This is a genomic window from Citrobacter sp. LST-B2, assembly GCF_057983045.1.
Genome location: NZ_CP192598.1, coordinates 3,014,845 through 3,033,568, shown reverse-complemented (window position 1 = coordinate 3,033,568; position 18,724 = coordinate 3,014,845). Strand labels below are relative to the sequence as shown.

Annotated in this window: 22 protein-coding genes and 2 tRNA genes; 20 read left to right on the top strand and 4 right to left on the bottom strand. The window is 57.1% G+C overall.

Features of this window, described 5'->3' with window-relative positions; genetic code table 11:
• Positions 1-12 precede the first annotated feature (12 nt).
• The 19 genes from ACQ0PY_RS14735 to ldtA all read left to right on the top strand — a co-directional run bounded on the left by ACQ0PY_RS14735 (position 13) and on the right by ldtA (position 15,210).
• On the top strand, positions 13-645 hold the full coding sequence (locus ACQ0PY_RS14735) for a cobalt-precorrin-8 methylmutase (RefSeq protein WP_043000243.1): 633 nt from the start codon (positions 13-15) through the stop codon (positions 643-645).
• Positions 642-1,781 (top strand): cobalt-precorrin-5B (C(1))-methyltransferase CbiD, encoded by a 1,140-nt coding sequence (gene cbiD, locus ACQ0PY_RS14730; protein ID WP_044257571.1) that lies wholly within the window; start codon positions 642-644, stop codon positions 1,779-1,781. Before ACQ0PY_RS14735 ends, cbiD begins: the two co-directional genes overlap by 4 nt.
• Entirely contained in the window at positions 1,775-2,380 is a 606-nt protein-coding gene (locus tag ACQ0PY_RS14725; protein ID WP_043000245.1) for a cobalt-precorrin-7 (C(5))-methyltransferase, read from the top strand. The genes cbiD and ACQ0PY_RS14725 overlap by 7 nt, the downstream gene beginning before the upstream one ends.
• Complete coding sequence (locus tag ACQ0PY_RS14720; RefSeq protein WP_054176325.1) at positions 2,370-2,939, top strand: decarboxylating cobalt-precorrin-6B (C(15))-methyltransferase; 570 nt, start codon at positions 2,370-2,372, stop codon at positions 2,937-2,939. The genes ACQ0PY_RS14725 and ACQ0PY_RS14720 overlap by 11 nt, the downstream gene beginning before the upstream one ends.
• On the top strand, positions 2,932-3,705 hold the full coding sequence (locus tag ACQ0PY_RS14715; RefSeq protein ID WP_043000247.1) for a cobalt-precorrin-4 methyltransferase: 774 nt from the start codon (positions 2,932-2,934) through the stop codon (positions 3,703-3,705). The genes ACQ0PY_RS14720 and ACQ0PY_RS14715 overlap by 8 nt, the downstream gene beginning before the upstream one ends.
• Complete coding sequence (gene cbiG / locus ACQ0PY_RS14710; RefSeq protein WP_109740349.1) at positions 3,686-4,741, top strand: cobalt-precorrin 5A hydrolase; 1,056 nt, start codon at positions 3,686-3,688, stop codon at positions 4,739-4,741. Before ACQ0PY_RS14715 ends, cbiG begins: the two co-directional genes overlap by 20 nt.
• The gene (locus tag ACQ0PY_RS14705; protein ID WP_042318211.1) at positions 4,741-5,466 is read left to right on the top strand and encodes a precorrin-3B C(17)-methyltransferase; all 726 of its coding nucleotides are present in this window, start codon (positions 4,741-4,743) and stop codon (positions 5,464-5,466) included. The genes cbiG and ACQ0PY_RS14705 overlap by 1 nt, the downstream gene beginning before the upstream one ends.
• Positions 5,463-6,248 carry a cobalt-precorrin-6A reductase gene (locus ACQ0PY_RS14700; protein ID WP_044266784.1) on the top strand — a complete coding sequence of 262 codons (786 nt, stop codon included), beginning with the start codon at positions 5,463-5,465 and terminating at the stop codon, positions 6,246-6,248. The genes ACQ0PY_RS14705 and ACQ0PY_RS14700 overlap by 4 nt, the downstream gene beginning before the upstream one ends.
• Positions 6,249-6,259: 11 nt before the next feature.
• Entirely contained in the window at positions 6,260-7,054 is a 795-nt protein-coding gene (gene cbiK / locus ACQ0PY_RS14695) for a sirohydrochlorin cobaltochelatase (protein WP_043000251.1), read from the top strand.
• On the top strand, positions 7,051-7,764 hold the full coding sequence (locus ACQ0PY_RS14690) for a cobalt-factor II C(20)-methyltransferase (protein ID WP_043000252.1): 714 nt from the start codon (positions 7,051-7,053) through the stop codon (positions 7,762-7,764). The genes cbiK and ACQ0PY_RS14690 overlap by 4 nt, the downstream gene beginning before the upstream one ends.
• Complete coding sequence (gene cbiM / locus ACQ0PY_RS14685; protein WP_109740348.1) at positions 7,761-8,498, top strand: cobalt ECF transporter S component CbiM; 738 nt, start codon at positions 7,761-7,763, stop codon at positions 8,496-8,498. The genes ACQ0PY_RS14690 and cbiM overlap by 4 nt, the downstream gene beginning before the upstream one ends.
• Before the next feature lies 1 nt (position 8,499).
• The gene (locus ACQ0PY_RS14680; protein ID WP_043000254.1) at positions 8,500-8,781 is read left to right on the top strand and encodes an energy-coupling factor ABC transporter substrate-binding protein; all 282 of its coding nucleotides are present in this window, start codon (positions 8,500-8,502) and stop codon (positions 8,779-8,781) included.
• Complete coding sequence (locus ACQ0PY_RS14675; protein ID WP_043000255.1) at positions 8,768-9,445, top strand: energy-coupling factor ABC transporter transmembrane protein; 678 nt, start codon at positions 8,768-8,770, stop codon at positions 9,443-9,445. Before ACQ0PY_RS14680 ends, ACQ0PY_RS14675 begins: the two co-directional genes overlap by 14 nt.
• A gap of 8 nt (positions 9,446-9,453) precedes the next feature.
• Positions 9,454-10,269, top strand: coding sequence for an energy-coupling factor ABC transporter ATP-binding protein (locus ACQ0PY_RS14670; RefSeq protein ID WP_043000256.1), 816 nt, complete (start codon positions 9,454-9,456; stop codon positions 10,267-10,269).
• Positions 10,266-11,786, top strand: coding sequence for a cobyric acid synthase (locus ACQ0PY_RS14665; protein WP_109740347.1), 1,521 nt, complete (start codon positions 10,266-10,268; stop codon positions 11,784-11,786). The genes ACQ0PY_RS14670 and ACQ0PY_RS14665 overlap by 4 nt, the downstream gene beginning before the upstream one ends.
• The gene (cobU, locus tag ACQ0PY_RS14660) at positions 11,783-12,328 is read left to right on the top strand and encodes a bifunctional adenosylcobinamide kinase/adenosylcobinamide-phosphate guanylyltransferase (RefSeq protein ID WP_043000258.1); all 546 of its coding nucleotides are present in this window, start codon (positions 11,783-11,785) and stop codon (positions 12,326-12,328) included. The genes ACQ0PY_RS14665 and cobU overlap by 4 nt, the downstream gene beginning before the upstream one ends.
• On the top strand, positions 12,325-13,068 hold the full coding sequence (cobS, locus tag ACQ0PY_RS14655) for an adenosylcobinamide-GDP ribazoletransferase (protein WP_044257577.1): 744 nt from the start codon (positions 12,325-12,327) through the stop codon (positions 13,066-13,068). Before cobU ends, cobS begins: the two co-directional genes overlap by 4 nt.
• 25 nt (positions 13,069-13,093) lie before the next feature.
• Positions 13,094-14,158 carry a nicotinate-nucleotide--dimethylbenzimidazole phosphoribosyltransferase gene (gene cobT / locus ACQ0PY_RS14650; RefSeq protein WP_043000260.1) on the top strand — a complete coding sequence of 355 codons (1,065 nt, stop codon included), beginning with the start codon at positions 13,094-13,096 and terminating at the stop codon, positions 14,156-14,158.
• Between the two features lie 119 nt (positions 14,159-14,277).
• Complete coding sequence (ldtA, locus tag ACQ0PY_RS14645; protein ID WP_166444226.1) at positions 14,278-15,210, top strand: L,D-transpeptidase; 933 nt, start codon at positions 14,278-14,280, stop codon at positions 15,208-15,210.
• Between the two features lie 60 nt (positions 15,211-15,270).
• Here the strand turns inward: ldtA and ACQ0PY_RS14640 are convergent.
• From ACQ0PY_RS14640 to ACQ0PY_RS14630, 3 genes are all read right to left on the bottom strand, one after another.
• A tRNA-Asn gene (locus ACQ0PY_RS14640) sits at positions 15,271-15,346 on the bottom strand.
• A gap of 99 nt (positions 15,347-15,445) precedes the next feature.
• A complete protein-coding gene (locus ACQ0PY_RS14635; protein ID WP_043000264.1) occupies positions 15,446-16,933 on the bottom strand; it encodes an EmmdR/YeeO family multidrug/toxin efflux MATE transporter in 1,488 nt (495 codons plus the stop codon).
• 1 nt (position 16,934) lies between these two features.
• On the bottom strand, positions 16,935-17,087 hold the full coding sequence (locus ACQ0PY_RS14630) for a DUF5951 family protein (protein WP_220132970.1): 153 nt from the start codon (positions 17,085-17,087) through the stop codon (positions 16,935-16,937).
• 6 nt (positions 17,088-17,093) lie between these two features.
• Between ACQ0PY_RS14630 and ACQ0PY_RS14625 the strand changes: the two genes are divergently transcribed.
• Positions 17,094-17,169, top strand: a tRNA-Asn gene (locus tag ACQ0PY_RS14625).
• A gap of 54 nt (positions 17,170-17,223) precedes the next feature.
• Here the strand turns inward: ACQ0PY_RS14625 and ACQ0PY_RS14620 are convergent.
• Positions 17,224-18,678 carry an AMP nucleosidase gene (locus ACQ0PY_RS14620; RefSeq protein WP_043000265.1) on the bottom strand — a complete coding sequence of 485 codons (1,455 nt, stop codon included), beginning with the start codon at positions 18,676-18,678 and terminating at the stop codon, positions 17,224-17,226.
• Between the last annotated feature and the right edge of the window lie 46 nt (positions 18,679-18,724).

The following is an 18,724-nucleotide window of genomic DNA, read 5'->3' as shown; positions in this document are numbered from 1 at the left end:
GGATAAATGACAATGCAATACATCCAGCAACCCCAGGCGATTGAAGCCAAAAGTTTTGACATCATTGGCGAGATCATTCATGAAACGCGCCCGGAGTACCAGTTTGCCAGTCCGCTACATGAAGCCATCATCAAACGGGTGATTCATACCACCGCTGACTTCGACTGGCTGGATATTCTCTGGTTTTCGGATGATGCGCTGGAACAACTTTGTGCAGCGCTAAGTCGCCCATCGGTTATCTATACCGACACCACCATGGCGCTGTCGGGGATCAATAAAACCCTGCTGGCGAAGACGGGGGGCGAGTGTCGCTGCTATATCAGCGATCCGCGCGTGGTAGCGCAAGCGAAAGCGCAGGGTATCACTCGCTCAATGGCGGCTGTCGACATTGCCGTGACGGAAGAAGGCGAAAAAGTGTTTGTCTTTGGCAACGCGCCCACTGCGCTGTTTCGCCTGTTGGAAAAAGATGTAGCGGTAAGCGGCGTCGTCGGCGTGCCGGTGGGATTTGTCGGCGCGGCGGAATCCAAAGAGGCGCTGACGCACAGCCAGTTGCCCGCCATTGCCGCCCTCGGACGCAAAGGCGGCAGTAACGTTGCGGCGGCGATCGTGAACGCCATGCTGTATTACATGCAGGGGGCGCGATGAGCGATCAGACTTTCGACGCGCCCGTCTGGCATAACGGCAAAGCGCTGCGCAAAGGTTATACCACTGGATCGTGCGCCACGGCGGCGGCAAAAGTCGCCGCGCTGATGGTGTTGCGTCAGCATCTGATCCATCAGGTATCGATTGTCACACCTTCCGGCGTCACTCTGTGTCTGAACGTGGAATCTCCACACATTGAAGGACAGCAGGCCATTGCCGCGATCCGTAAAGATGGCGGCGATGATGTCGACGCCACCCACGGGATGTTGATTTTCGCCCGCGTCACGCTGAATGACAGCGGTGAAATTGTCCTGTCCGGGGGCGAAGGCGTCGGCACCGTCACCCGCAAGGGGATTGGTCTGCCTGTCGGCAGCGCGGCAATTAATCGCACCCCGCGTCACACCATTGAGTCCGCCGTGCGTGAGGCGATAGGCCCGGTACGCGGGGCGGAAATCGAAATATTTGCCCCGGAAGGCGAAGAACGAGCGCAAAAAACCTACAACTCGCGTCTCGGTATTCTTGGCGGAATTTCCATTATTGGCACCACCGGTATTGTGACCCCCATGTCCGAAGAGAGCTGGAAGCGGTCGTTATCGCTGGAGCTGGAAATCAAACGTGCCGCCGGACTGGAGCGGGTAGTTCTGGTGCCGGGTAATCATGGTGAGCGTTTCGTCCGCGAACAGATGGGCATCGATACCAACGTGGTGGTCACCATGAGCAACTTTGTCGGCTACATGATTGAAGAGGCGGTGCGGCTGGGATTTCGCCAGGTCGTGCTCGTCGGTCATCCTGGGAAATTGATCAAAATTGCTGCCGGGATCTTCCATACCCACAGCCACATAGCCGATGCGCGAATGGAAACGCTGGTGGCGCATCTGGCGCTGCTCGGCGCGCCGCGGGAGTTGCTGACGCTGGTAAGCGATTGCGACACCACTGAAGCGGCAATGGAGCACATCGACGCGTTCGGCTTTCAGCACCTCTACAACCATCTTGCTGAACGCATCTGTCAGCGCGTGATGCAGATGCTGCGCTTTACCAAAACCCCGCCGACCTGCGACGCGATCATGTTTTCGTTTGATAACCAGGTTCTGGGTAGCAACCGCCCCGTCGACGCTATCGCCCGGGAGATGCAATGCTGACGGTCGTGGGGATGGGGCCAGCCGGTCTGCACCTGATGACGCCGGCGGCGCGCGCGGCGGTTGATGAGGCCGATGTGCTGGTCGGCGGTAAGCGCCATTTGCAGCAGTTCCCGGACTTTCGCGGCGAGCAGTTTGCGCTGGGCGCCAACATTCCCGAACTGCTGGCATGGATTGCGGCGCATCAGGATAAGCGGGTGGTGGTTCTGGCTTCCGGCGATCCGCTGTTTTACGGCATCGGTACGCGGATGGTGGCGCATTTTGGCGTTGCGCAGGTACGCATCATTCCAGGTATCAGTGCGGTGCAGTATCTGTGCGCGCAGTCGGGAATCGACATGAATGACATGTGGCTCACCAGTAGCCACGGGCGCAGCGTCTGTTTCGATACGCTGGCGCAGCATAACAAGGTGGCAATGGTCACCGACGGTCAGTGCGGGCCGCGTGACATTGCTGCACAACTGGTTGCACGAGGAAAGGGCGATCGCTGGATGGTGATTGGCGAAAACCTGGCGATGGAAAACGAACGGATCCACTGGCTGCGCGTCAGCGAGGTCCATGCCGAATATGAGATGAATGCAGTGGTGATCCTTGATGAAAGATGAGCTTTTCCTGCGTGGTGAGAAGGTGCCGATGACCAAAGAAGCGGTACGTGCGCTCGCTCTCGCAAAACTTGAACTGCACCGGGCCAGTCACCTGATTGATATCGGGGCCGGAACCGGCAGTGTGTCCATCGAAGCCGCGCTACAGTTTCCGTCGCTACACATCACGGCTATCGAGCGCAATCCGGCGGCGCTGCGTTTACTCGACGAAAACCGTCAGCATTTCGCCTGCGCGAATATCGATATTCTGCCGGGTGAAGCGCCAATGATGATGACCGAGAAAGCCGATGCCGTCTTTATGGGTGGCAGTGGGGGACATCTTACAGAACTGATCGACTGGTCTATGCGCCAGTTGCACGCTGGTGGACGCCTGGTGATGACCTTCATCCTACAGGAAAACCTCAACACCGCGCTGGCACATCTGCAACAGCGCGGCGTGCAGGACGTGGACTGCCTGCAAATGCAGATTTCGTCGCTGACCACGCTGGGCGCGGGTCACTATTTCAAACCGAACAACCCCGTTTTTGTCATCGCCTGCCAGAAGGAAGAACGCCATGTCTGAGACATTTGATCCCCGTTGTGTGTGGTTTGTCGGCGCAGGTCCGGGTGACCGGGAGCTGATTACGCTTAAGGGTTACCGGCTGTTGCAACAGGCGCAGGTGGTGATTTATGCCGGATCGCTGATTAACACTGAGTTGCTGGAGTATTGCCCGGAGGGCGCGGAGTGCCACGACAGTGCGGAACTGCACCTTGAGCAAATCCTCACCCTGATGGAAGAGGGGGTGAAGGCCGGAAAAACGGTAGTGCGCCTGCAAACCGGCGACGTGTCGCTGTATGGCTCGGTGCGCGAACAGGGGGAAGAGCTGACCAAACGTGGTATCCCCTGGCAGGTGGTGCCGGGGGTCAGCGCTTTCCTCGGCGCGGCGGCGGAGCTGGGGGTTGAGTACACCGTGCCGGAAGTCTCGCAAAGCCTGATTATTACGCGACTCGAAGGCCGCACGCCGGTGCCAGAACGTGAACAACTGGAATCGTTCGCCAGCCACCAGACCTCAATGGCGATTTATCTCTCCGTCCAGCGTATCAACCGGGTTGCGGAACGGTTGATTGAGGGCGGTTACCCGGCGACCACACCGGTGGCCGTGATCTACAAAGCGACCTGGCCGGAAAGTCAAACCGTGCGTGGCACGCTGGCGGATATCGCCGATAAAGTGCGCGACGCCGGGATCCGCAAAACGGCGCTCATCCTGGTCGGGAATTTCCTCGGAGATGAGTATCACTACTCCAGACTCTATGCCGCGGACTTTAGCCATGAATACCGTAAAGCCTGAATCAATCGCGCTGTTTTGCCTGACGCCCGGCGGTGTAATGCTGGCTAAACGGCTGGCAGCGATGTTACCGCTGACCTGTTTTACCAGTGAAAAATTGCTGGATGACGGTTTCTTACCGTTCGACGGCGGGTTCGCCCACGCCGCGCGCGACGCGTTTTCGAACTATTCCGCGCTGATTTTTATCGGGGCGACCGGCATCGCGGTGCGCGTGCTGGCCCCGCTGGTGAATGACAAGTTCAGCGATCCGGCGGTGGTGGTGATCGACGAGCGCGGCCAGCATGTGATCAGCCTGCTTTCGGGCCATGCGGGCGGCGCGAACGCGCTGACCCGTTATCTCGCCGGCATGCTGGGCGCCGATCCGGTGATTACCACTGCCACCGATGTCAATGAGATGGCGGCACTGGACACCCTCGCGTTTCAGCTCAACGCCCGTATGACCGACTTTCGCACCGCAGTAAAAGCGGTGAATCAGATGCTGGTGAGCAACCAGCGCGTGGGACTGTGGTGGGATGAAGAACTGGATGAAGACGTCCGCCACTGCGATCGCCGTGGGTTCATTACCGTTACCGATCTACAGCAGTTGCCTGAACTGGATGCGCTGGTGTGCGTCACGTTACGTAACGAATTGCCGGATATTCCGGTTCAACACTGGAAACTGGTGCCACAACGGGTGGTCGCTGGCATTGGCTGTCGTCGCGATACGCCGTTCCCACTACTGGCTGCGCTGCTGGCGCGTCAGCTTGAAGCGCAGCGCTTTGATCCGCTGGCGCTGAAAGCCATCGGCAGCGTGTCGCTCAAGAAAGACGAAGAGGGGCTGATCCAGCTTGCCTCCTGCTGGCGTGTGCCGTTTGAAACCTTTAGCGCTGACGCGCTGCGTGAACATGAACATCACTTTCCGGCTTCGCCGTTTGTTCGCCAGACGGTCGGCGTCGGAAGCGTCTCGGGTCCGGCAGCATGGCTGCTGAGTCATGGGCAATTGACCGGCGAAACCTTGCGTGAGCAGGGCGTCACTATCACTTTGGGAGTTTCACACTGATGTTAACCGTAATCGGAATCGGCCCCGGCTCACAGGCCATGATGACCATGGAAGCCGTTGAGGCCCTGCAGGCGGCAGAAATTATTGTGGGTTACAAAACCTACACTCACCTCGTCAAAGCGTTTACCGGTGACAAGCAGGTGATCAAAACCGGCATGTGCAAAGAGATCGAGCGCTGCCATGCGGCGATTGAACTGGCGCAGGCCGGACACAACGTGGCGCTGATCAGCAGCGGTGACGCCGGTATTTACGGTATGGCGGGGCTGGTGCTGGAGCTGGTCAGCAAACAGAAACTGGACGTTGAAGTGCGCCTGATCCCGGGGATGACTGCCAGTATCGCGGCGGCGTCGCTGCTCGGCGCACCGCTGATGCACGATTTTTGTCACATCAGTTTAAGCGATTTACTTACGCCGTGGCCGGTTATCGAAAAACGTATTATCGCCGCCGGAGAAGCGGACTTCGTCATCTGCTTCTACAACCCGCGCAGCCGGGGCCGTGAGGGACATCTGGCGCGCGCATTTGAACTGCTTTCCGCCAGTAAGAGCGGGCAAACGCCGGTGGGAGTGGTGAAATCTGCCGGGCGTAAAAAGCAGGAGAAATGGCTGACTACGCTGGGCGAGATGGATTTTGAACCGGTGGATATGACCAGTCTGGTGATCGTCGGTAACAAAGCGACTTATGTGCAGGACGGTCTGATGATCACGCCACGAGGTTACGTGCTGTGAGTTTTGGTGAGGTTCTGGTCATGGGCGGCACCAGCGATGCCCGTGCGCTGTGCCAGCAACTGGATGCCGCTAATGTGGCCTACACCCTGTCGGTGGCGACGCCGACCGGGAAACAACTGGCTGGCGATATCAAGGGGCAGGTGCGCTGTGGTCGGCTCGAGCAGGATGAAATGGTGAACTGGCTGAAGGAGAACGGAACGCGATGGGTGATCGATGCTTCGCACCCGTATGCCGAAGTGGTGAGCCGCAATATTCTGTGCGCCTGCGAACGGGCTGGAGTACTGCTCAGTCGTTACCAGCGCCCGGAACAGCTTAGTGAACTGACGCATCCGCTGCTCTTTACCGTACAGAGCATTGCCGAGGCGTGCGACGTTGCACGACGTTTTGGCGAGCGCGTACTGCTGACTACCGGGAGTAAAGATCTGGCGATATGGCGCACAGGTTTACCGGAAAAAACGCTGCTCGCCCGCGTGTTGCCCGTCCCCGAGGTGATTCAACAGTGCGCCGATCTGGGCTTTGGCGTAGGCGAGACGTTCGCGCTGTGCGGGCCGTTCAGCGCTGAATTTAACGCTGCGTTTTATCGTCAGTGTCAGGCTGACGTCGTGATAACCAAGGCTTCTGGCGCAGAGGGCGGTTATCAGGAAAAGGTTCAACCCTGTCTGGATGCAGGTATTCCCTGCATCGTGATTACCCGCCCGGCGCCGCTGGTGACGGGAGATGAGTTACTGGAAAGTCAGGCCGCATTTGCGCAACGTTTGGCGCGCTGGCTGGCCGCTGCTTAAGGAATCAGAAAATGAAAAAAGCGCTTCTGGTGGTTAGCTTTGGCACCAGCTATCACGATACCTGCGAGAAGAACATTGTGGCCTGCGAGCGCGATCTGGCCGCCAGCTGTCCTGACCGCACCCTGTTCCGTGCCTTTACCTCTGGAATGATTATTCGCAAGCTCAAACAGCGTGATGGTATTGAGATAGATACCCCGCTGCAGGCGCTGCAAAAGCTTGCTGATCAGGGATATCAGGATGTGGCGATTCAGTCGCTGCACATCATTAACGGCGACGAATATGAAAAAATTGTCCGTGAAGTGCAGACTCTGCGTCCGCTGTTTGCCCGCCTGACGCTGGGCGTGCCGCTGTTGAGCAGCCATGACGATTACGCGCAGTTAATGCTCGCCCTGAAACAGCAGATGCCTGTCCCCGCCGCCAATGAGAAAGTGGTATTCATGGGCCACGGCGCCAGCCATCACGCGTTTGCCGCTTATGCCTGCCTCGACCACATGATGATGGCGCAGGGCTTCCCGGCGCGCGTCGGCGCGGTGGAGAGCTATCCGGAAGTCGATATTCTGATTGAGAGCCTGAGCAAAGAGGGGGTCAAAGCCGTCCATCTGATGCCGCTGATGCTGGTGGCAGGGGATCACGCCATCAATGATATGGCTTCGGACGACGATGATTCGTGGAAAACGCTGTTTACGGCGGCGGGGATCACGGCAACGCCGTGGCTGAGCGGTCTTGGCGAAAATCCGGCGGTGCGGGCGATGTTCGTCGCGCATTTGCAACAAGCGCTGAGCGTGGCGATGGAGGAAGCGGCATGAGCGGCAAACTGTACGCCCTGAGCACTGGCCCGGGAGCAGCCGATCTGATTACCGTTCGCGCCTCACGTATTCTGGGTTCACTGGATATTCTCTATGCCCCGGCGGGACGTAAGGGTGGCGACAGCCTCGCGCTTTCCATCGTGCGGGAGTACATCGGCACGAACACAGAAATTCGTTGCTGCCATTTCCCCATGAGCGCAGACAGCGCGGAAAAAGAGGCGGTCTGGGATGAAGTGACCGCAGCGTTGGTTAAGGAAGTGGAGGCAGGCAAACAGGTGGGATTTATCACCCTGGGTGACGCCATGTTGTTCAGCACCTGGGTCTTTTTACTACAGCGCATCGGGTGTCCTGACTGGCTGGAGATCGTGCCTGGCGTGACGTCGTTTGCCGCCATTGCCGCCCGATCCAAAACGCCGCTGGCGATGGAACAGCAGTCGCTGGCGGTGATCTCCTGTACCGCACCGGAAGCGGAGATCGCCCAGGCGCTACGTCAACACGACAGTCTGGTACTGATGAAGGTCTATGGTCGCTTTGCGCGGATTAAAGCGCTGCTGGATCAGGCCGGATTACTGGATTGTGCACTGATGATGTCCGAGGCCACGCTCCCTGGAGAGCAGTGCTGGCGGCATCTCAACGAGGTCAGCGACGATCAGCCGTTGCCTTATTTCTCGACCATCCTGGTCAACAAACAGTGGGAGTATGCAGAATGAAACTCGAACAACAGCTGAAACAGCTGTCATTCAGTGGTCTGGCTGCGGCGCTATTGCTGATGATTGTGCCGGAGCAGGCGTTCGCCATGCACATCATGGAGGGATTTTTACCGCCGATGTGGGCGCTGGCCTGGTGGTCGCTGTTTTTACCGTGCCTGTGGTACGGACTGGTGCGCCTGCGACATATCGTGATGGATGACAGCCATCAGAAAGTGCTACTGGCGCTGTGCGGGGCGTTTATTTTTGTGCTGTCGGCACTGAAGATCCCGTCGGTTACCGGTAGCTGCTCACATCCGACAGGCGTCGGGCTGGCGGTGATCCTGTTTGGTCCGGGCGTGGTGGCGGTTCTCGGCGCTATCGTACTGCTGTTCCAGGCGCTGCTGCTGGCGCACGGTGGCTTGACCACCCTGGGCGCTAACGGCATGTCGATGGCGGTGATTGGCCCGGTTGTCGGCTATATGGTGTGGAAGATGGCCTGTCGCGCCGGGATCCGTCGTGATGTTGGCGTCTTCCTCTGCGCCATGCTGGCGGATCTGGTGACTTACTTTGTGACATCTGTACAGCTTGGCGTGGCCTTCCCGGATCCCGAAGCGGGTGCGACAGGGTCTGTCGTCAAGTTTATGGGGATTTTCTGCCTGACGCAGATCCCGATTGCTATCGCCGAAGGCTTGCTGACCGTGATGATCTACGACCAGCTGACGAAACGGCAACTGATAACCGCGCAAGGACATTAACATGAAAAAGACGCTGATATTGTTAGCCATGGTGATTGCTTTGGTCGTGTTGCCGTTCTTTATCAATCACGGTGGTGAATACGGTGGCTCGGACGGTGAAGCGGAAAGCCAGATTCAGGTGGTTGCTCCGCATTATGAGCCGTGGTTCCAGCCGCTGTATGAACCGGCGAGCGGAGAAATTGAAAGCCTGTTGTTTACGTTGCAAGGCTCGCTTGGCGCGGCGGTGATTTTCTATATTCTGGGCTACACCAAAGGCAGACAACGCCGTGATGACCGGGCTTGATCGACTGAGCTATCAGAGCCGCTGGTTTCACGTCGCACCAGAGCGTAAGTTCCTGTTCTGGCTGCTGCTGATGACTCTGGCGTTTACCCTGCCCGCCTGGGGGCAGGGTATCGAGCTGGCGCTGATTGCCGGGCTGACCTGCTGGCTGCTGCGCATCTCCCTGCGCCGTTGGTGTCGCTGGATGGCGCTGCCGTTTGGTTTTCTGGTGGTGGGGGTGGTGACGATTCTGTTCAGCGTCAGCCGCGACCCACAAACGCTGTTGGTCAGTTTTCCGCTTGGCAGTTACTGGCTGGGGGTCACGGCGTCTGGGCTGCACACCGCGAACGAGACGTTCTGGCGGAGTCTGGCCGCGCTGGCCGCCACGTTCTGGCTGGTGCTTAACCTGCCGTTTCCGCAGCTGATTTTACTGCTCAAACGGGCGCGGATACCGCGTCTGCTGACGGAACAGATCCTGCTGACCTGGCGCTTTATTTTTATTCTGTTAGATGAAGCGATGGCGATTCATCGCGCGCAGACGCTGCGTTTTGGCTATCGTAGTCTGCCGATTGGCTATCGCTCGCTGGCGATGCTGGTGGGCGTTTTGTTTACCCGGGTGCTGATTCGCTATCAGCAAATGGCGGCGACGTTAGATATCAAATTGTATCAGGGCGATTTTCACCTGTAAGGAAAAGCATGCTTGCCACCACCGAACTCTGGTTTCGTTATCAGGATGCGCAGGTACTTAAAGGGCTGACGCTGGATTTTTCACAGCATGCCGTCACCGGACTGGTGGGAGCCAACGGCTGTGGGAAATCCACCCTATTTATGAATCTGAGCGGATTACTGCGACCGCAACAGGGCGCGGTATTGTGGCAGGGAAAACCGCTGGACTACAGTAAGCGTGGCCTGCTGGCGCTGCGTCAGCAGGTCGCGACGGTGTTTCAGGATCCCGATCAGCAAATTTTCTACACCGATATCGACAGCGATATCGCCTTCAGCCTGCGCAATCTTGGCGTGGAGGAGGGAGAAATTGCCCGACGAGTCGACGAGGCGTTGACGCTGGTAGATGCGCAACATTTTCGCCAGCAGCCGATTCAGTGCTTAAGCCACGGACAAAAGAAGCGGGTGGCCATCGCCGGTGCGCTGGTGCTACGGGCAAAATACCTGTTACTGGATGAACCCACGGCGGGGCTTGATCCTTCAGGACGTAGCCAGATGATCGACATCATCAAACGGATTGTGGCGCAGGGAAATCACGTGGTGATCTCCAGCCATGATATTGATCTGATTTATGAAGTCAGCAATGCCGTCTACGTTTTACGTCATGGCGAAGTGCTGGCGCACGGTGAGCCGGGTGAGGTTTTTGCCCGTACAGAACTGATTGAAGAGGCCGGGTTAACGCAACCCTGGCTGGTGAAACTGCACGCAGAGCTAGGTATGCCGCTGTGCAAAACCGAAGATGAATTTTTCCGTTGTATGCGACAACGCGCAATCAAGGAGGCGTCATGACGCAGGCCATTATGTTGCAGGGAACGGCGTCTGACGTCGGCAAGAGTGTTCTGGTGGCGGGACTGTGCCGCATTTTTTATCAGGATGGTCGGCGGACCGCACCGTTTAAGTCGCAGAATATGGCGCTCAACTCCGGCATCACGCCGGAGGGGAAAGAGATGGGCCGCGCGCAGATTTTCCAGGCCGAAGCGGCGGGCATTGTGCCAGATGTCCGCATGAATCCGGTGCTGTTGAAACCGACCAGCGATCGCAAGGCGCAGGTGGTGCTGATGGGACAGGTGGCGACCGATATGGATGCGGTCAGCTATCACGAATACAAGCCGCGTCTGCGCGAGCAGATCCTTTCCGTTTACACCAGTCTGGCGCAGGAGTTTGATGTACTGGTGCTGGAAGGGGCGGGTAGTCCGGCGGAGATCAACCTGCGTGACCGCGACATCGTCAATATGGGGATGGCCGAGATGGCGCAATGCCCGGTGATCCTGGTCGCCGATATCGATCGCGGCGGGGTGTTTGCCTCAATCTACGGTACGCTGGCGCTGCTGCATGAACACGAGCGTGCGCGGGTGAAAGGGGTGATCATCAATAAGTTTCGTGGTGATGTGGCGTTGCTTAATCCCGGTATTGAGCAGATTGAAAGCCTGACCGGCGTTCCCGTGCTGGGCGTGATGCCGTGGCTGGATGTCGATCTCGAAGATGAAGATGGCGTGGCGCTGCAAAAAGGGAAATACCTGCGCACGGAAAAACGCGACATCAACATTGCCGTGGTGCAGATCCCGCATATCTCCAATTTCACCGATTTTAACGCGCTGGCCGCGCAGCCCGATGTGCGCGTGCGCTATGTGCGTCATCCGCAAGAACTGGTGGACGTTGACCTGGTGATCCTGCCGGGCAGTAAAAATACGCTCGGCGATCTGGTGTGGCTACGTGAAAGCGGCATGGCCCACGCGGTGTTGCAGGCGCACCAACAAAACATCCCCATTGTCGGGATCTGTGGTGGCTACCAGATGTTGGGCGAGACCATTATCGATGAGGTCGAGTCAGGGCTGGGAACGCTACCGGGTCTGGGGCTGCTCGATACGGTAACGCATTTTGCCCAGCGGAAAACCACGACCCAGGTAACGGCGACGATGTCGTCGACATTGCCGGACTGGTTGTCTGCGGCGTCTGGGTTGCCAGTGCGCGGTTATGAAATTCACATGGGCGAAACGACGCTGAACGGCGATTGCCAGTCGGTGATGCAACTGCAGAAGCACGGCGAAAACGTCGCGGATGGTGCCGTCACCGCCGACGGACGAGCGTTTGGGACTTATCTGCATGGCTTGTTCGACAGTGATGATTTTACGCGAGCGCTGGTCAATGGCCTGCGCGTGCGTAAGGGGCTGACTCCCCTGGATCCCACCTTCCAATACGCGCAATATAAATCGCAGCAGTTTGATCTGCTGGCGGATGCGATGCGGCAACACATCGATATTGAGAAAATATATACCATCATGCAGCAACATCGGGAGTCAGTATGATGATTCTGGTCACTGGCGGCGCACGCAGCGGTAAGAGTCGTCATGCCGAAGCCCTGATCGCTGATTTCCCGCAGGTGCTGTACATCGCGACATCGCAGATTTTTGATGACGAAATGGCAGCTCGCATTCAGCATCATCGTGATGGACGTCCAGCGCACTGGCGTACCGCCGAGCGCTGGCAGCATCTTGATGCGCTGATCACTGCGGATAACGCGCCGGATGAAGCCATTCTACTGGAGTGCATCACCACGATGGTCACTAACCTGCTGTTTGCTTTGGGCGGCGACAGTGACCCCGATAGCTGGGATTACGCCGCGCTGGAAACGGCGATTGAGGCGGAGATCCAGACGCTGATCGCGGCCTGTCAGCGATGTCCGGCCAGGGTGGTGCTAGTGACCAACGAAGTCGGGATGGGGATCGTGCCGGAAAACCGTCTGGCGCGGCACTTTCGGGATATCGCCGGGCGTGTGAATCAGCGTCTGGCGGCAGCGGCGGATGAGGTCTGGCTGGTGGTATCTGGTATTGGAGTCAAAATTAAATGAGTAAGTTGTTCTGGGCAATGCTCTCTTTTATTACGCGTTTGCCCGTTCCGGGTCGCTGGTCGCAGGGACTGGAATTCGATCAGTATTCTCGCGGTATTGTGACTTTCCCGCTCATCGGTCTGCTACTCGGTGCGTTGAGTGGGCTGGTGTTTATGCTCTTTCAGCCCTGGTGCGGCGCACCACTGGCGGCGCTCTTTACCGTGTTAGCGCTGGCGCTGATGACCGGGGGCTTTCACCTCGACGGTCTGGCTGATACCTGCGATGGCGTTTTCTCCGCCCGCAGCCGCGAACGTATGCTGGAGATTATGCGCGACAGCCGACTGGGAACGCACGGCGGTCTGGCGCTCATTTTTGTCTTGCTAGCGAAAGTGCTGGTGATCAGTGAACTGTCGCTACGCGGCACTCCTGTGCTGGCCGCGCTGGCAGCCGCCTGTGCCGTTGGGCGTGGGACAGCCGTGTTGTTGATGTATCGCCACCGCTACGCCCGTGAAGAGGGATTAGGCAACGTGTTTATCGGTCATGTCACCGGGACGCAAACCTGTTTTACCCTTGGTCTGGCCGCGATTCTGGCGGCGGTTCTGTTGCCTGGAATGCAGGGGGTGGCGGCACTGGTCGTGACGATGGTGTCTGTCTTCCTGCTGGGACAACTGTTAAAACGGACGTTGGGTGGGCAAACCGGCGATACGCTGGGTGCGGCAATAGAACTTGGCGAGTTGATATTCCTGCTGGCTCTGCTGTGAGTCAGCCAACACAATGAGAACGCATATGCAAACGTTAACCTCTTTACTCCGCGAAATTCCGCCGCCAGACCGTGGCGCGATGACACGCGCGCAACAGCATATTGATGGCCTGCTTAAACCGCCCGGTAGCCTGGGTCGGCTGGAGGCGCTGGCGGTACAGCTGGCCGGTATGCCAGGTCTACACGGTGTACCGCGTGTCGGTGAAAAAGCGATACTGGTGATGTGCGCCGATCACGGTGTCTGGGATGAAGGGGTTGCCGTTTCGCCTAAAGTGGTGACCGCCATTCAGGCGGCAAATATGACGCGCGGCACGACGGGCGTTTGTGTGCTTGCCGCTCATGCCGGTGCAAAGGTTCATGTGATCGACGTGGGGATTGATGCTGAACTCATTCCCGGCGTAGTGAACATGCGCGTCGCACGAGGGTGTGGAAACATCGCCACTGGCCCAGCGATGAGCCGTACGCAGGCGGAAGAGCTACTGCTGGAAGTCATTCGCTACACACGCGAACAGGCGCAGCGCGGCGTGACGCTGTTTGGCGTTGGCGAGTTGGGGATGGCGAATACCACGCCTGCTGCGGCGATTGTTAGCGTCCTGACAGGCAGTGAGGCTGAAGCGGTGGTGGGAATTGGCGCTAACCTGCCGCTTTCCCGTGTAGGCAATAAAGTGGAGGTGGTTCGCCGGGCGATTGCCGTCAACCAGCCCAATCCGCATGATGGGGTGGATGTGCTGGCGAAAGTCGGTGGATTTGACCTGGTGGGCATGGCGGGAGTTATCCTGGGCGCCGCGTCCTGCGGTTTACCGGTGTTGCTGGATGGCTTCCTGTCCTATTCCGCTGCGCTGGCCGCCTGTCAGATTGCGCCGGAGATCAAACCGTATCTGATCCCATCACATTTCTCCGCCGAAAAGGGCGCACGGATTGCGCTGGAGCACCTGGAGCTTGAGCCTTATCTCAACATGGGAATGCGCCTGGGGGAGGGGAGCGGTGCTGCACTGGCGATGCCGATTGTGGAAGCGGCCTGCGCGATGTACAGCAACATGGGAGAACTGGCGGCCAGCAATATCGTGCTGCCGGATGGCAAAGAAGCGTAATAAAGTGACCTTGCCTGGCCGGTAAACCGCGCAGTTTGCTGGTCAGCGTGAGAGAAGAGGTTAATCGCCTTTAAAAACGCTATAATTTGCCCACATCTGCCGCGACTGAGGAAAGGGAAATGTTGCCTCGTGTAAAATTGTTTTGTTCATTATTTATGCTGCTTGCAAGCCAGAGCGCGCTGGCTGTCAGCTATCCACTGCCACCTGAAGGAAGTCGTCTGGTTGGAAATCCGCTGACGATTACCGTTCCCGACAAGAATACGCAACCGCTTGAAGCATTTGCCGCTCAGTATGGGCAGGGGCTGAGTAATATGCTGGAAGCGAATCCGGATGTGGATGTGTTCCTTCCGAAGTCGGGTTCAACGCTGATTGTGCCGCAGCAAATCATTCTGCCTGCTACCGTTCGTCAGGGCATTGTTGTGAACGTGGCGGAGATGCGTCTTTACTACTATCCAAACGGTAGCAACACGGTTGAAATTTTCCCGATTGGTATTGGCCAGGCAGGACGAGAAACGCCGCGTAACTGGGTGACGAGAGTCGAGCGTAAGCAAGAGGCGCCGAGCTGGACACCGACGGCGAATACCCGCCGTGAATACGCAAGCAGGGGAGAAAGCCTGCCCGCCTTCGTTCCTGCGGGGCCGGATAACCCGATGGGGCTGTACGCCATCTATATCGGCAAGCTGTACGCTATTCATGGCACCAACGCAAATTTCGGCATTGGTCTGCGCGTGAGCCAGGACTGCATTCGTTTACGCAATGATGATATCGAACATCTTTTCCAGAACGTGCCCGTCGGCACCCGCGTGCAGATTATCGATCAGCCGGTGAAAACCACGACGGAACCTGACGGTAGCCGCTGGATAGAAGTGCATGAACCACTGTCCCGCAACCGCGCGGAATATGAATCTGACAGAAAAGTCCCGCTGCCAATCACACCTGTGATGCGTAGCTTTATGAGCGCTGAGGGTGTGGATGCGAACCGTGTCAGCGAAGCGCTCGAACGCCGTTCGGGGATGCCCGTCAACATCAGCCACGGACAAACCCGCATTTAATGACGCCGGAATGGTGTTCTGAAAAGCAAAAAGCCCGCTAAAAAGCGGGCTTCTTAAATCTGGCTCCTCTGACTGGACTCGAACCAGTGACATACGGATTAACAGTCCGCCGTTCTACCGACTGAACTACAGAGGAATCGTGTGAACGGGGCGCATATTAGCGACGCCCACTGCCGTTGTCAAAGCCTGAATGCACCATCGCGATCGTTTGTCGAAATATTCCTCATTTCGTTGTTTATTCAGACGCAACGGGGGATTTTGTCAGCTTTTGATGTACCGGGCGCGGGTATTTCCATAGCCAACGTCCGCTAACCATACGCCAGTAAAACAGCGCTGCACGTACCGCCCAGTCGAAGAACATTCCCATCCAGACCCCGACAACACCCCAGCCAAGTACAATCCCCAGCGTATAACCAGCAACCACTCGACAGCCCCACATTCCCAGCATCGATACCCACATGGCAAAACGTGCATCGCGCGCGCCTTTAAACCCTGAAGGTAAAACCCAGGATGCAGCCCAGATCGGCATAAACGCCGCGTTGAGCCAAATCAGGATGACAACCACGTCTTTTACCTCCTGATCGCGGGTGTAAAACGATGCCATCAGCCCGGCAAACGGCGCGCTCAGCCAGGCGATGGCGGTCAGGCCAATCGTGGAAAGCCAGAACACGTGGCGTAATTGAATCTCTGCCTGGGCAATCTGTCCGTTTCCAAGACGTCTTCCGGTAATAATGGTGGATGCCGACCCCAGCGCGTTTCCTGGCAGGTTAATTAGCGCGGCAATGGAGAATGCGATGAAATTACCGGCAATGACGCTGGTGCCCATCCCGGCGACAAACATCTGCGTTAATAACTTGCCGCCGTTGAACAGTACCGATTCAATGCTGGCCGGGATACCAATCCCCATCACTTCCCAGATAATGGCGAAGTTCAGCGGTTTAAAATAACTTTTCAGCGGAATGCGCAGCGCCGGGTTAAAGCCAATCATCAGCACCCAGATAATGGCAACCGCGCCGATATAGCGCGAAATAGTCAGGCCCAGTCCTGCGCCGACAAAGCCGAGCCCTTGCCAGGAAAAAACACCGTAAATCAGGATGCTACTGATAATGATATTAAGGATATTCATCCCACCATTTATCAGCAGCGGAATTTTCGTATTGCCCGCGCCGCGCAACGCGCCGCTACCAATCAGAGCAATCGCGGCGGCAGGATAACTAAGGACCGTTAATTCCAGGTAAGTCAGCGCCAGCGCCTTCACTTCCGCTGTCGCTTCGCCTGCCACTACATTGATAATCTGCGCGCCAAAGTAATGAATCACCGCCGCCAGGATCACGGCAAACAGCGTCATAATCACCAGAGATTGTCGGGCCGCAGCACGGGCGCGTCGGCGGTCACGTTTACCGAGGCTAAAGGCCACCACCACCGTCGTCCCCAGATCGATAGCGGCAAAAAAGGCCATAATTACCATGTTGAAGCTGTCAGCGAGACCGACGCCCGCCATCGCTTCTTTACCCAACCAACTGACCAGGAACGTACTGAGTACGCCCATCAGCAAAACGCAGGTATTCTCCAGAAAAATAGGCACAGCAAGTGGGGTAATTTCGCGCCAGAAAAGTACCTTATAGCTCTTGCGTTTGGCATACCAGGGCGTGCGGGTGACGGCCTGACGTAGGGCAGCGGAGACGTTCAAAATGGACCTTAGAGAAGAAAGTTGAAACCTCATTTCAAATGATGAGGGAGAAACGGAAAAGCTGCAAAGTTTTTTGCCGATTAAATCTCCGCAATTGCAACAAATTGTTGAGAGAAGCGCCAATTAACCGTGCATGTCTGAAATGGGGTTTGACAAAAGATTTTTCGCCGCTAAGATAAGCCTCCACAACGATTCCTCTGTAGTTCAGTCGGTAGAACGGCGGACTGTTAATCCGTATGTCACTGGTTCGAGTCCAGTCAGAGGAGCCAAATTTAAAAAGCCCGCTTTTTAGCGGGCTTTTTGCTTTCTGCCTCTGGTTCTTCTTAACGGAATGGTGGCTCGTTGAAGGTGCGCAGTTTGCGGGAGTGCAGACGGTCGCCTTCAGCACGCAGCAGGTCAATGGCGCGAATACCAATCTGCAGGTGTTCGGAAATGGCCCCCTCGTAGAAACGGTTTGCCTGACCGGGCAGTTTGATCTCACCGTGCAGCGGTTTATCCGAAACGCACAACAAGGTGCCATAGGGCACTCGGAATCGGTAACCTTGTGCGGCGATGGTGGCGCTTTCCATATCAATTGCCACGGCGCGACTCAGGTTAAAACGTAGCGCTGAGGCGGAGTAGCGCAATTCCCAGTTGCGATCGGAAGTGGTCACCACCGTTCCGGTACGCAGACGCTGTTTGACTTCTTCACCGGGCATGCCGCTGACCATCTTCGTCGCGTCATACAGGGCGCGCTGTACCTCTGCAATGCTAGGAATCGGGATATCCGGCGGCAGTACCGCATCCAGCACCTGATCATCTCGCAGATAGGCATGAGCAAGTACATAATCGCCAATCGCCTGGCTTTCACGCAGGCCGCCGCAGTGACCAATCATCAACCAGACATCAGGGCGCAGAACCGCCAGATGGTCGCAAATTGTTTTGGCGTTAGACGGGCCTACGCCAATATTTACCAGCGTGATCCCCTGACCGTCGGCAGTGATCAGATGCCAGGCGGGCATCTGGTGTTTCTTCCAGGCCAGATCGGAAATGGCTTCTTCGGGCGCTTCCGTCTCAGCGGTGATCCAGATGCCTCCGGCGCAGGAAAGCGCAATATATGGGCTGTCCGGATCGAGAATTTGACTGCATCCCCAGCGCACAAACTCATCCACATAGCGGGTGTAGTTGGTGAACAACACGAACGGCTGAAAATGTTCCACCGGCGTGCCGGTATAGTGACGTAACCGGGCGAGTGAGAAATCGACCCGTCGTGCGTCAAAGTGCGACAGGGGAGAATACTCGACGGGATGATAGATGCCATCTGCGGTTTCATCACCAATTTGCGCCAGTTCGGTGGTTGGGAAATGGCGGGTTAGCCCAGCGCTCATTGAGCGGTCAAGTGTGAGCTCAGAACCGTCAATCACGTACGGATAGGGGATCTCATGCTGTGATGGCTCGACGGTGATCTGCGCGTCGTAGTCCTGATACAACAGCGTGAGCTGTTCTTCCAGATAGGGGCGGAACAGTCCCGGACGAGTGATGGTCGTGGTATAGCAACCTGCATGAGTAAAACGCCCATAAGCACGGGTTTTCGGGGGATTGGTGGCATTGCCATCCCAGGTAACAGAAAGCGATGGATAAACAAAAAGACCTTTACTCCGGGCGGTGAGATCGGGAAGTTCCCCCGTTTCAATGTACTTGCCAATGGCACTGCGTAGCGCCTGAACCGACTGCTCGTAGAGTGCATCAAGTTTTTCCAGCGCTTGTGCAGGCGTCAGGCTGGAGCCCTTACTCTTCATCTGTGTCTCCTTGTTCTACAGGTGTACTGCTCACCCGATAGTATGT